Source organism: Streptomyces sp. NPDC003284 (genome assembly GCF_053589675.1).
Genome location: NZ_JBSFSI010000030.1, coordinates 39,416 through 51,796, shown reverse-complemented (window position 1 = coordinate 51,796; position 12,381 = coordinate 39,416). Strand labels below are relative to the sequence as shown.

Sequence of the window (12,381 nt, the reverse complement as noted above, 5' to 3'; positions counted from 1 at the left end):
CTGCGCCGCCGGGGCGTCACATCTTCGGCATCAGGACGGTGTCGATGATGTAGACGTTGGCGTTGGCGGTCCTGACATTGCCGCAGACGACCTTGGCGGAGCCGTTGACCGTGTAGGACTCGCCGGATCCGGAGGTGGTGAGCCCGGACTTCTCCAGGGTGCCGAAGGAGCCGTTCGCCAGGTCCTGGGGAGTGAGCCGCTTGCCGACCACGTGGTAGGTGAGGATCTTCGTCAACTCGGCTTTGTCGCTGAGAACCTTGTCGAGGGTCGCCTTCGGGATCTTGCCGAAGGCGTCGTTGGTGGGTGCGAAGACGGTGATGTTCTGCGCGTTGTTGAGGGTGTCGACCAGGCCGGCCTTCTTCACCGCTGTGACGAGGGTGGAGAGGACGGGGTTGTGGGAGGCGGCGGTGGCCACCGGGTCCTTGGCCATGCCGTCGAAGGAGCCGGCGCCATTCTCCGGCACGGCTGAACAGGCGGTGCCGAAGGGCTGGTCCATGCCGCTCGTGGCGCTGCTCGAACCGCCCATGTCGTCACTGCTCCTGGTGGCGGAGGCCGACGCGTTGCCGGACGGTCCGGACTTGGCGGAGTCGCTGCTGTCGCCGGAGCAGGCGGTCAGGGCCAGCGGCAGTACAGCCGCGGCTGCGAAGAGGCCGGTGGCACGACTGATACGGGTGTTCATCTTGTTCTCCTGTTGAACTGCGCGGCGCTGTGCGGCCGCGTCGGGGTTGTTGCGGAAGGTGGTTCGAGGGGGCACGAGGCCCGTGTCGCGGAGGCAGGGGATGGGAGGCAAGGAGTCAGAGGCAGGGAGTCAGAGGCAGGCGGACCGGGCGTGGTCAGTCGACGGTCACGACCACGGAGTGCCGGCCGCTGGCGCCGTCGGGGATGGTGCGGGTGCGTTCGTCCGTCTGCACCGCGCCGGTGCGGTCGGTGGCGCGCACCGTGAGGGTGTGTCCGCCCTCGGTGGCCTGCCAGGGCAGGGACCACTGGCGCCAGGTGTCCCGGGTGTCCTCGGCGGCCAGGCGGGCCTCCTGCCAGGGGCCGTCGTCGACACGTACCTCGACCTTGTCGATGCCCCGGTGCTGGGCCCAGGCGACTCCGGCGATCATCACCAGGCCGGCCCTGGGCCGGGCGAACGGTTTGGGGGTGTCGATGCGCGACTCGGTCTTGACCGGCGCCCTTCGGGACCAGCCGCGCCTGACCCAGTAGGGGTCGTAGGAGTCGAACGTGGTGAGTTCGATGTCCTCGATCCACTTGCAGGCCGACACATATCCGTACAGGCCGGGGACGACCATCCGGACGGGGAAGCCGTGTTCGAAGGGCAGCGGTTCACCGTTCATGCCGAGGGCGAGCAGGGCGTCGCGGCCGTCCATCACATCCTCGACCGGGCTGCCGATCGTCATGCCGTCCACGGAACGGGCCACCAACTGGTCCGCTGGGCCGCCGCGGGAGGGTGGCTGCACACCGCACTCGGCGAGCAGTCCGGCCAGGCGTACGCCGATCCAGCGGGCGTTGCCGACGTAGGGGCCGCCGACCTCGTTCGACACACATGTCAGGGTGATGTCCCGCTCGGTCAGGTCTCGGCGCAGCAGATCGTCGAAGGAGTATGTGGCGGCCCGGCTCACGCCCCTGCCGTGGATGCGCAGCCGCCAGGCAGTGGCGTCCACCTTGGGCACCACCAGCGCGGTGTCCACCCGGTAGAAGTCCTTGTTCGGGGTGACGAAGGGACCGATGCCCGCAACGCGCAGCCCAGTCCCCTCGGGCAGGGGTGGTGCCGGTGACCCTGGAGAGGGCAGCACAACCGTTCTCCGGGAGACGACGGCGCTCTGGCCGCGTGAGGCGTTCAGCGACCGGCCGGTCGCTCCCAGCACGGCGGAGGCCGCCGCCGCGGAAGCCGCCGCGACGACGAACCCCCGCCTGTCCCATCCGGCGTCTGCGGGCGGGCCGTCTCCCCCTTCCCCGGTCACGGGTCCTGGCGCCGGTGCCGGTGCCGGTGACCGCCTCACGACGGCCAGCCGACCTGCCAGCACGTACAGGAGCAGCGCTCCGGCGATGGCTCCCGCGACGGACGGCAGGGCGTCGGTGAGGCCGGTGGAGTCGGGCCGGTCGACGGCGGCCGACGCCCCGACGGCGCCGAAGAGAAGGATTCCGGCAGCCGCGGCCCGTCGGAACCGTACGGCCAGTGCACCCGACACGAGAGCCAGTACGGTCAGGACGGCGAGGATGCCGGATTGCAGTACGAGTTTGTCGCTGGTGCCGAAGTGGCGGATCGCCCAGTCCTTGACCGCGGCGGGCGCCGCGTCGATGGCCGCGCCGCCCACCGCGACGACCGGACTGGACTGCGGGCGCACCGGCACGGCGACCAGCTCGGCCACCGCCAGCGCCGCGAAACCGGCCAGCGCCCCGCTCACCGCGCCCAGCGCGAAACGGGGCCGGACCGGCCGTGGTCGCTGATCCTTCGCTTCGTCCCTCACGGTGGGAATCCGAGTCCGGCCGACGGGCGGATTGGTCCGTGACCTCATCGGGTGAAAAAGCGGTCCCGGACCAATCCGCCCGGCGGTTGCCCGCGGGGGGGGGGAGAGAGAGACGGCTCGGGCCCGTGGGCGCAGTGTGCGGCGCGAGGCCGGCCGGTGGGGGGTCATGCAGCTCGGCGCCGGTCTGTTTCAGGTCGGCGGGCACAACAGGCGCGGTGCTGTCGCCAGTTCAGGTGAGGCCCCGGCGGCAGCCGCGCCGCCGAGGCCTCGGTTCGGTCAGCCGCAGCACGGGCTCGCTTCCGCTGAGGGCGCGGGGGCGGTACCGGTGGCGGTGGCGGGTTTGACGGCGCGGACGATGGCGGAGTGCATGCCGTCCGCGACCGCGTGGGCCGGTCTGAGCTCGATGCCGGTGAAGCCCGCTGCCTCCAGGCCCCGGCGATACTCGGCGAAGGAGAGGGCGCCGGAGATGCAGCCGACGTGGTCGCCGCGCTCCGCGCGCTGGACCGGCGTGAGCGAGTCGTCGGCGACGACGTCGACGGTGCCCGCGGGCAGCGGGATCGCCTCGATGGTGCCCTTGAGGACCTCGACGTTCGCAGGGAAGCGGCGACCGCCTGGGTGGGGAGGGTGTCTCGCTCGTCGGCCGCGTAGAGCGACGGGCCGAAGTTGTCGTCGACCTCGACGGCCTGTGGGACGCAACAGGCCGAGCCGCCTTCGGTAACCTGTACGGCAGCGGCGGCGTAGCGTTCGCGGACGGTTTCACGCAGGTCGGTGGAGTGATCGTGCATGGCATTCCTCCGAGAGGGGACAGAACCGGAACCCCGGACCGTCTTGTTTCGATGGATGTCGATACAGCCTTGCATCTTGGATCGAAGTTCTTCAACATAGAAGAATGTCGAAACAAGAGCTGGTCGTGCTCGGCCAGGAAGAGCAGGAAGAGAGCGACTGCCGCCCGACCCTGCTGAGCGCACCGCTCGGCGAAGAGCATGCGGTCGAGCTGGCCAAGGTCTTCAAGGCGCTCGGCGACCCCGTCCGCCTCCGTCTGCTGTCGATGATCGCCTCGCGCGCGGGCGGCGAGATCTGCGTCTGCGACCTCACCCCCGCGTTCGACCTCTCCCAGCCGACGATCTCCCACCACCTCAAGCTGCTCCGGCAGGCCGGGCTCATCGACTGCGAGCGCCGCGGCACCTGGGTCTACTACTGGCTGCTGCCCGAGGCGACCGACAATCTCGCCGACGTCCTCACCCGCCCCGGACAGCCCACCGTCGTGGAGACGTCCTCGTGAGCGACGGCGCCACCGCGCCGGTGGCGGCGCGGCTGTCCTTCCTGGACCGCTACCTCGCGGTGTGGATCCTCGTCGCGATGGCCGCCGGGCTCGGACTGGGCCGTCTCGCCCCTGGCCTCGGCAACCTGCTGGCCCAGGTCACCGTCACCGGCGTCTCCCTGCCGATCGCGCTCGGCCTGCTGGTGATGATGTACCCGGTCCTCGCCAAGGTCCGCTACGACCGGCTCGGCACCGTCACCCGCGACCGTCGCCTGCTGATCCCCTCGCTGCTGCTGAACTGGGTGTGCGGCCCGGCACTGATGTTCGCGCTCGCCTGGCTCCTCCTGCCGGACCTGCCCGAGTACCGCACCGGCCTGATCGTCGTCGGCCTGGCGCGCTGCATCGCCATGGTCATCATCTGGAACGACCTCGCCTGCGGCGACCGTGAGGCCGCCGCCGTCCTGGTCGCCCTCAACTCCGTCTTCCAGGTGATCGCATTCGGCCTGCTCGGCTGGTTCTATCTGTCCGTACTGCCTGGCTGGCTGGGCCTGGAGCAGACGGCCCTCGACGTCTCGGCCTGGGAGATCGCCCGCAGTGTCCTGATCTTCCTGGGCATCCCGCTGGCCGCGGGATTCCTGACCCGGCGTCTGGGCGAGAAGGCCAAGGGCCGCACCTGGTACGAGAGCAGGCTGATCCCGCGCATCGGGCCGTTCGCCCTGTACGGACTGCTGTTCACCATCGTCGTGCTCTTCGCCCTCCAGGGCGACGCCATCACCTCCGCACCCCTCGATGTCGTCCGCATCGCGCTGCCGCTGCTCGCGTACTTCGTGCTGATGTGGACGGGAACCATGGCCCTGGGCAGGGCAGTCGGCCTCGGCTACTCCAGGACGGCGACGCTCGCCTTCACGGCCGCGGGCAACAACTTCGAACTCGCCATCGCGGTGGCCATCGCCACGTTCGGCGCCACCAGCGGTCAGGCCCTCGCCGGCGTCGTCGGCCCGCTCATCGAAGTGCCGGTCCTCATCGGTCTCGTGTACGTGGCGCTCGCCGCGCGCCGCTGCTTCCCCGGCTTCCCTGTCCCTTCTCCTGCCCCTGCCCCTTCCCCTTCCCCGGCGGTCTCGCCGGGCGCCCCTCCGGAAGGCTCCCCCCGCGTCTGAAGGCGCCAGGCTCTCGGTCCTGTTCGTCTGGAAGCTCGCCTACCCGGCGGGCTGGGGCCCCGACGCCGTGCGGCGGATCCGGGACGAGATCGGCGACCGCGTACGGGTGCTGCTGTACGGGCTGCTCCCCCGGGCCTGAGCCAGCGGTCCGCGGAACTGACGCACGGCCGCATCGGGAAGATTCTTGTCCGCCCCGGCGCCCTCGGCGCCGCCCGGCACTCCCTCCGCACATCGCGCAGGGAACCGCCTCGAAAATACCCCCAGGGGTATTGCTGTTATGGTGGGTTCAGATACCCCCGGGGGTACATCGCTGGAGAGGAGTCATGAGTCGTGTTCTTCGTCGACACCCTGGAAATCGAGGGTCTGGGCAACCGCAGCTACCTGGCCGGTGGACCCCGTGCCGCCGTGGCCATCGACCCGCCGCGCGACATCGACCAGGTCATGGCCGCGGCGGCTCGCCGCGGGGTTCGGATCGCCTTCGTGGCCGAGACCCATGTGCACAACGACTACGTCACCGGCGGCCTGGAGCTGGCGCGAGTCACCGGAGCCAGATACCTGGTGCCGGCTGGGGCACACGTGTCGTTCGCCCGCACACCGGTTGCCGACGGCGACACCGTGACGGTCGACGAGGGGCTCGTACTGCGCGCGATCGCCACTCCCGGACACACGCCGCACCACACCTCCTACGTCCTTGCCGAGGACGGGCACGGTGTGGCGGCGTTCACCGGCGGCTCACTGCTCATCGGCACCGTGGGCCGCCCGGACCTGGTCGAGCCGCGGCTGACCGAGCAGCTGGCCCGCGCCCAGCACGCCTCCGCGCACCGGCTGGCCGACGAACTGGACGACGAGACGCCAGTGCTGCCCACCCACGGGTTCGGCAGCTTCTGCTCCTCCGCACAGGCCGAGGGGGACGCGACCACGACCACGATCGGCAAGGAGCGCGCCGCCAACGACGCGCTGACCCTGGACGTGGAGACCTTCGTCGCGCGGATGCTCGCCGGGCTGGACGACGTACCCGCCTACTACGCGTACATGGGCCCGGCCAACGCCGCGGGCCCCGCGCCGGTCGACCTCACCCCGCCGAGGCGCGCGGACGGCGAGGAGATCGCCTCCCGGCTGGCCGCGGGCGAGTGGGTGGTGGATCTGCGCAGTCGTACGGCCTTCGCCGCCGGACACGTGGCCGGCTCGTTCAACTTCGAGGGCGAGGGCAAGCTCGCCGCCTACCTGGCCTGGCTGATCCCGTGGGGCAAGCCCGTCACCCTGCTCGCCGAGTCCCCGGAGCAGATCGCCGCCGCGCAGCGAGAGCTGGCCCGGGTGGGCATCGACCGCCCGGCCGCCGCCGCCACCGGCGACCCCGCCCACTGGGTCCGTCCCGGCGAGCAGCTCGCCTCCTTTTCCCGGGCTCGCTTCGCCGACCTCGCCGATGTCCGTGAACGCGGCGACGACGTGGTCGTCCTGGATGTGCGGCGGGATTCCGAGCGTGCGGGCGGCTTCGTGACCGGCTCGGTCCACATCCCGGTCCACGAGCTGCGCGGCCGCATCGGTGAGGTGTCGCAGGGAAGCGTGTGGGTGCACTGCGCCGGCGGGATGCGCGCCGCGATCGCGGCCTCCCTCCTCGACGCCGCGGGCCGTGACGTGGTCGCCATCGACGACGCCTTCGGCGCCGCCGCCGAGGCAGGACTGCCCCTCACTCACACCTTCACCGACCACACCGACCACACCGACCACACCGACTGACACTCTCCACCGCGCCGCCACCTGCATGAAAGTGATCAACCGATGTTCTCCCTTCTTCGCCGCGGCCCCGGCCGCCTCACCCCTCAGGCGGCCCATCAGCAGGTCAGTGACGGCACCGCCCTCCTGCTGGACGTCCGCGAAACGCCGGAGTGGAACGCCGGGCACGCGCCCGAGGCGCTGCACCTGCCTCTCTCCCGCCTGGTGACGGGGGCGCCGCTCCCGGCAACGGTGCGGGGCAGGCCGATGGCCGTGGTCGCGATCTGCCGCTCGGGGCACCGCTCCCGGCAGGCCGCCAGGCTGCTCGCCGGACGCGGCGTACAGGCCAAGGACGTCACCGGCGGCATGACCGCCTGGGCGCGTGCCGGCCTGCCGGTCAGCGGTCCGGGCAACGGCGACAGCAACGGCAACGGCAACGGCAACGGCAACGGCGTCATAGCGTGAGCGCTCTGGTCCTCGCCCTGGTCGCGGGGGCGGTGGTCGGACTCGCGCTCGGCGCGCTCGGCGGGGGCGGCAGCGTCCTGGCCGTCCCGGCGCTGGTCTATCTGCTCGGCTTCACCCCGGCCGCCGCGACCACCGCCAGCCTGATCATCGTCACGGCCACCTCGCTCACCGCCCTGTACGCCCATGCCCGTACCGGCAGGGTCCGCTGGAAAGCCGGTGCCCTGTTCGCCGCGGCCGGACTCCTGCCCGCGGCCGTGGCGGGAGCCGCCGCGTCCCGGCTGCCCCAGCCCGTACTGACCATCGGGTTCGCCGTCGTCGCCGCGCTCGCCGCGGTCAGGATGCTGCGCCCCGGCCGGGCCGCCACCGGCCCGGCGACCGGCGAGGTGCGGCCCGCCAAGGCCGCCGGAACCGGCGCGGGACTGGGTGCGCTGACCGGACTGCTCGGGGTCGGCGGAGGATTCCTCGCCGTCCCGGCCCTGGCCACCGTGCTGGCCTTCGAGATGCAGACGGCCGTCGGTACCAGCCTGCTCGTCATCTCGGCGAACTCACTGGCTTCCCTGGCCACCCGCGGCGCCACCACCGCCGGCGTCGACTGGGCGGTGGTCGGGCCCTTCACCGGGACGGCGATCCTGGGTGCCTGGGACGGCAAGCGCCTGGCCGCCAAGGTCACAGGCACTCTGCTGCAACGGATCTTCGCCGCCGTGCTGCTGGTCGTGGCGGTCGCCATGCTCATCGACACCCTCACCTGAAGAGCCGGACGGACGATCGGCACCACGGCTCAGGCCAGGGACAGGAACAGCTTCTCCAGCCGGGAACGCATCTGCTCCCGGTCGCCGGACGCGGCCATGTCCTCGTCGGTCAGGCAGCGCTGCAAACCGGTGGCGATGATCGCGAATCCGGCCCTGTCCAGAGCCCTGGACGCGGCGGCGAGTTGGGTGACGACGTCCTCGCAGTCCCGGCCCTCCTCGATCATCTTGATCACACCCGCGATCTGGCCCTGCGCCCGGCGCAGCCGGTTGACCACCGTCTTCAGTTCCTCAGCCGCCATCGCCAGTTCCATGACCCACACTCCTTCGAGATACCCCCTTGGGTATCTTAGCGAAGGGGTGCCCTGACCCGAGCGAAGGAAGATCCCCGTGGCCCCCACCACCGCCCTCACCGCCGACCAGGCCAGCGTCCGCCTGCACGAGCTGACCGTCATCGACGTGCGCACTCCCGGCGAATACGCCTCCGGCCACCTGCCCGGCGCCCACAACATCCCCCTCGACCATTTCGACGCCGCCCTGCCCGCCCTGAAGACCGCCGCGGCCCGTGGCGACCTCCTCATCGTGTGCGCCTCGGGCACCCGCTCCGCGACCGCCTGCCGACGCCTGGCCGATCACGGGGTCAACGCCGCCACCCTCACCGGCGGCACCACCGCCTGGACACAGCTCGGCCACGCCATCGACCGCCCCACCGGCACCCGCGCCCCCTGGGCCATGGACCGCCAAGTCCGCCTCGCCGCCGGTGCCCTCGTCCTGACCGGCCTCATCGCCGGACAGCGCTGGAACGCGGCCCGCTGGCTCTCCGCGGGCGTCGCGGGGGGCCTGGTCCTCTCCGCTCGCACCAACACCTGCGCCATGGCGAAGGTCCTCGGGAAACTCCCCTACAACCGGCCGACCGCCACCGATCTGGACGCCACGCTCGCCGCCCTGGCCGACTGACACCACCGGGCGTGCGGGATCTCGCTCACGGTGTCCCCGTCGGCAGGGGGCACTCAGCGCGGGCACCAGTCCCCCGAGGCTGCGCTCGGGGCAGAGTTTCGGAAGTTCCACGAGATCGTCCGGGAGGTGCTGGACGTGCGGGTGTAGTTGACCTGGACGTTCAGCCCCAGGCTCGCGCCGACGGAGCCGAGGGCCTCGACCGCGAAGCTGCCCTGCAAGCAGTTCCGCGCCGTCGCGACACGGTTCGAGGAACTTGCCGCCCCGGTACCGGGGCGGACTCCGCCTCGCAGCGGTCATCCTCTGGCTCCGCGAACCGGCACGATGATCATTGCCAGCGGACTGCACTCAGCCCGTTGCCGAGGTCCGTCACCTCTGCTCCGGCGAGAACGGCCGGGACGGCGCTGAGTCGGTCCGTCCGGAACTGCACTCGGTCCGGGCGCGGACCTGTGGGCAGCCGGCCGTACAGGACCAGCGCGTCGTCGTCCTCACATCGATGAGCAGCGCGACAGTCCTGTCCAACTCCTGCTGGACCAACCGCTGGACGGCGTCGGTGGCCTGCTCACACTCGTTCCCGGTCAACCCGCGGCCGCTGCCTGGCGTCATCAGCGGGCGACGAGCATCTTTTTCTCGTCCCGATCGGTGTCCAGCGCCAGTGCACCGGAACGGCTGGACGGATCGAGAACTCCCAGGACACGGTCTGCCTCGTGTGCGGCATCAGGATGCACGGGCACGCGGCGGTGGACCGGGAGCTGCGCATCCGGCGCTCTTGAACGTGCGTGCCAACACCGCTGCCGGGCGGTTGGACTCGGCGAGGCCCCGGTGCCTCTGCGGGCACGGCGGAAGCGGTCCGCCGCCGGTCCGGGCCGTCCGGCGACGTGGCGTGTCCCTCGTTGTTGACGGTGCTTACATCCATGGCTACCTTGATGTAATCACCGCTAACATGCGAGCGAGGGAGCAGTGGCATGTCATCGCCCCGGCAGGAGTCAGTGAAGGTCGATCTGGGTGGCCGAACGGTCACGGTTCCGAAGGGCGGGTTGTACGACCGGTACCGGATGGACACCGATCTCGACGAGGTGGCCCGTGATTCCCGTGTCAGTGGTGTGGACTTCTTCCGGCGGCTGCCCAAGACACGTGTCGACTCCCCCGTCGGCCCGACGCTCACCCCGAACTTCTACTACCGCGTCTCGACCGCCCGGCTGACGATGCCGGCGCCTTCCCGCGCGATCCGTTCCCGGCTGCCCCGGGAGCTGGCGCCGCTGGAGGTCGCGCCGGGTCTGGGACTGGTGTCGGTGATGTTCTTCCGGTACGACGTGTGCGACATCGACTTCTACACCGAAGCCGCCGTCGGGGTCGCCGTGAAGCCGGCGCGGCACGGCAGGCTCGGGTTCGTCGATCTGGTCGCCGCCCTCAAGAACGAGCACCTCGACTCCTACGTCCTCTCGCTGCCGGTGAGCACGGAGATCGCCCAGGTACGCGGTCACGACGGCTACGGCTTCCCGAAGTGGGTCACCGGGCTCGACGTCGGCATCGACGCCGACCGGACGACGGCGCGCGTGGCCAACGACACCGGCGGGACCGACCTGGCGCTCTCGGCGGCGACACCGGCCCAGACCCCGTACCGCAGCGGTGAGCGGGTCTCGTCCCTGACCTCGTACACGTCGATCGGCGGGGCGTGGCACTCGACCCTGAGCCAGACCAATGTGCTGTCGGCCGGGACCACGCTCCTCCCGCGCGGTGTCACGCTCCAGACCGGGGAGGGCCGCATGTCCGACGACCTGCGTTCCCTCAGGCCCGTCCGACCGGTTCAGCTCGATGTCATGACCGAGGGCCAGCTCGCTCTGCACATGCCCGTCCCGACCTCGGTCCGGAGCCCGAAGTGAGGAGCCCTCTGACGGCCACCGATCACGCCGCCACCGCCGCCATCGCCACCGCCGTGTCACCGGGCTCCGCCCGCGGCACCGGGCTGCCCGCGTCGCTGACTCCGGCCCGGATCGAGCGGCTGGCGGCACGTGTCGCCGCGGCGCCCGACGCCGTGCGGGTCACCACCAACGCCCCTTACACGGGTGCGCCGTTGGCCGACCTTCCGGTCTCCGCTCCGGCCGATGTCGAGAACGCGTTCGCACGTGCCCGTGTCGCCCAGAAGGCGTGGGCGGCCACCTCGCTGGGGCAGCGCAAGAAGATCCTGCTGCGTTTCCACGACCTCGTCATGGCCCGCCAGGTCGAGGCCCTCGATCTGATGCAGGCCGAGAACGGCAAGACCCGCCGCGACGCGTTCCTGGAGGTGGTCGACATCGCGATCACCTCCCGGTACTACGCACGCAGCGGCCCCAGGCACCTGGCGCCCAAGCGCCGCCGCGGCGCGGTCCCGGTGCTGACCCGCACCACGGAACTGCGCCATCCCAAGGGCGTCGTCGCGGTCGTCTCTCCGTGGAACTATCCCCTGAGCATGGCCGCCGGAGATGCCGTCGCCGCGCTCATGGCGGGCAACGCGGTCGTCCAGAAGCCCGACACCCAGACCGCGCTCACGGCGCTGTGGTCCCTGGACCTGATGGAGGAGGCCGGTCTGCCCGCGGGCGTGTGGCAGATGGTCGTCGGCCGGGGCGGTTCCCTCGGCGGCGCGCTGATGGACAACGCCGACTACATGATGTTCACCGGCTCCACCGCCACCGGCCGCAAGATCGCCCGGGACGCCGGTGAGCGCCTCATCGGCGCCTCGCTGGAGCTCGGCGGCAAGAACGCCATGATCGTCCTGGACGACGCCGATGTCCAGAAGGCCGCCGAAGGAGCCGTGACGGCGTGCTTCCCCTCGGCCGGCCAGCTCTGCGTCTCCATCGAGCGCCTGTACGTGGCCGAGTCGCTCTACGACCGGTTCGTCGCCGCGTTCGTGGACCGTACCGAGAAGCTCAGGATCGGCGCCGCGTACGACTACAGCATCGACGTCGGCAGCCTCACCAACGCCTCCCAGCTCCGGACCGTCACCGCGCACGTCGACGACGCCGTCGCCAAGGGCGCGTCCGTCCTCACCGGTGGGACGGCACGTCCGGACCTGGGGCCACTGTTCTACGAGCCGACGATCCTCGCCGGGGTCACTCCCGACATGACGCTGTTCGCGCACGAGACCTTCGGCCCGGTCGTGTCCGTCCACCCCTTCCGCGACGTCGACGACGCGATCGCCCAGGCCAACTCCTCCCCGTACGGCCTCAACGCCAGTGTCTGGAGCGGCGACGGGGCCCACGGCCGGGCCGTCGCCGCGCGGGTCCGCGCCGGGACCGTCAACGTCAACGAGGCCTTCGCCGCCGCCTGGGGAAGCATCGACGCGCCGATGGGCGGCATGGGCGACTCGGGACTCGGCCGCCGCCACGGCGCCGAGGGCATCCTCAAGTACACCGAGGCCCAGACCGTCGCCCATCAGCGCGTCCAGGGGTTCACCCCGCCCGCGCGCATCAGTCCCGAGACCTGGGCGGCCCTGCTGACCGGAGCGCTGAAGCTCCTCAAGGCGGCCGGTGTGCGCTGAGACCGACACCCGCTCCGTGTGACGCCTGCACCTGGACGCACCGCTCCACGAGGGTCACGGTGCCGCGAGGACGACTCGGACGAGGGCCGTGAGTGCC

The 12,381-nt window shown here is 71.2% G+C and carries 11 protein-coding genes and 3 pseudogenes; 10 read left to right on the top strand and 4 right to left on the bottom strand.

The genetic code is table 11. From position 1 onward, the window contains the following. Positions 1-16: 16 nt before the first annotated feature. From ACWDYF_RS35475 to ACWDYF_RS35465, 3 genes and pseudogenes are all read right to left on the bottom strand, one after another. Positions 17-679 carry a fasciclin domain-containing protein gene (locus ACWDYF_RS35475; protein WP_389472680.1) on the bottom strand — a complete coding sequence of 221 codons (663 nt, stop codon included), beginning with the start codon at positions 677-679 and terminating at the stop codon, positions 17-19. A gap of 154 nt (positions 680-833) precedes the next feature. Continuing rightward, the gene (locus ACWDYF_RS35470) at positions 834-2,519 is read right to left on the bottom strand and encodes a molybdopterin-dependent oxidoreductase (protein WP_389472683.1); all 1,686 of its coding nucleotides are present in this window, start codon (positions 2,517-2,519) and stop codon (positions 834-836) included. Between the two features lie 228 nt (positions 2,520-2,747). Then, positions 2,748-3,256: pseudogene (locus tag ACWDYF_RS35465) on the bottom strand (hypothetical protein). 104 nt (positions 3,257-3,360) lie between these two features. Between ACWDYF_RS35465 and ACWDYF_RS35460 the strand changes: the two are divergent. The 5 genes from ACWDYF_RS35460 (at position 3,361) to ACWDYF_RS35440 (ending at position 7,816) form a co-directional block, all read left to right on the top strand. After that, positions 3,361-3,753 carry an ArsR/SmtB family transcription factor gene (locus ACWDYF_RS35460; RefSeq protein ID WP_389472685.1) on the top strand — a complete coding sequence of 131 codons (393 nt, stop codon included), beginning with the start codon at positions 3,361-3,363 and terminating at the stop codon, positions 3,751-3,753. Then, positions 3,750-4,889: an ACR3 family arsenite efflux transporter gene (gene arsB / locus ACWDYF_RS35455; RefSeq protein WP_389472688.1), complete on the top strand. Its 1,140-nt coding sequence runs from the start codon at positions 3,750-3,752 to the stop codon at positions 4,887-4,889. The genes ACWDYF_RS35460 and arsB overlap by 4 nt, the downstream gene beginning before the upstream one ends. A gap of 330 nt (positions 4,890-5,219) precedes the next feature. After that, the gene (locus ACWDYF_RS35450; protein WP_389472690.1) at positions 5,220-6,626 is read left to right on the top strand and encodes a rhodanese-like domain-containing protein; all 1,407 of its coding nucleotides are present in this window, start codon (positions 5,220-5,222) and stop codon (positions 6,624-6,626) included. 42 nt (positions 6,627-6,668) lie between these two features. After that, on the top strand, positions 6,669-7,067 hold the full coding sequence (locus tag ACWDYF_RS35445) for a rhodanese-like domain-containing protein (RefSeq protein WP_389472693.1): 399 nt from the start codon (positions 6,669-6,671) through the stop codon (positions 7,065-7,067). Then, complete coding sequence (locus ACWDYF_RS35440; RefSeq protein ID WP_389472696.1) at positions 7,064-7,816, top strand: sulfite exporter TauE/SafE family protein; 753 nt, start codon at positions 7,064-7,066, stop codon at positions 7,814-7,816. Before ACWDYF_RS35445 ends, ACWDYF_RS35440 begins: the two co-directional genes overlap by 4 nt. Positions 7,817-7,845: 29 nt before the next feature. On the opposite strand, the gene ACWDYF_RS35435 is transcribed toward ACWDYF_RS35440, so the two are convergent. Beyond that, positions 7,846-8,127: a metal-sensitive transcriptional regulator gene (locus ACWDYF_RS35435; RefSeq protein ID WP_037894894.1), complete on the bottom strand. Its 282-nt coding sequence runs from the start codon at positions 8,125-8,127 to the stop codon at positions 7,846-7,848. A 76-nt stretch (positions 8,128-8,203) separates the two neighbouring features. Between ACWDYF_RS35435 and ACWDYF_RS35430 the strand changes: the two genes are divergently transcribed. The 5 genes and pseudogenes from ACWDYF_RS35430 (at position 8,204) to ACWDYF_RS35410 (ending at position 12,284) form a co-directional block, all read left to right on the top strand. Beyond that, complete coding sequence (locus ACWDYF_RS35430) at positions 8,204-8,770, top strand: rhodanese-like domain-containing protein (RefSeq protein WP_389472699.1); 567 nt, start codon at positions 8,204-8,206, stop codon at positions 8,768-8,770. A gap of 216 nt (positions 8,771-8,986) precedes the next feature. After that, positions 8,987-9,095, top strand: a pseudogene (locus ACWDYF_RS35425) (IS5/IS1182 family transposase); the annotation flags it as partial. 310 nt (positions 9,096-9,405) lie between these two features. Further along, positions 9,406-9,537: pseudogene (locus ACWDYF_RS35420) on the top strand (IS701 family transposase); the annotation flags it as partial. A gap of 195 nt (positions 9,538-9,732) precedes the next feature. After that, positions 9,733-10,650 carry an acetoacetate decarboxylase family protein gene (locus tag ACWDYF_RS35415; protein ID WP_389472702.1) on the top strand — a complete coding sequence of 306 codons (918 nt, stop codon included), beginning with the start codon at positions 9,733-9,735 and terminating at the stop codon, positions 10,648-10,650. A 41-nt stretch (positions 10,651-10,691) separates the two neighbouring features. Beyond that, complete coding sequence (locus tag ACWDYF_RS35410) at positions 10,692-12,284, top strand: succinic semialdehyde dehydrogenase (protein ID WP_451584324.1); 1,593 nt, start codon at positions 10,692-10,694, stop codon at positions 12,282-12,284. Positions 12,285-12,381: the final 97 nt, after the last annotated feature.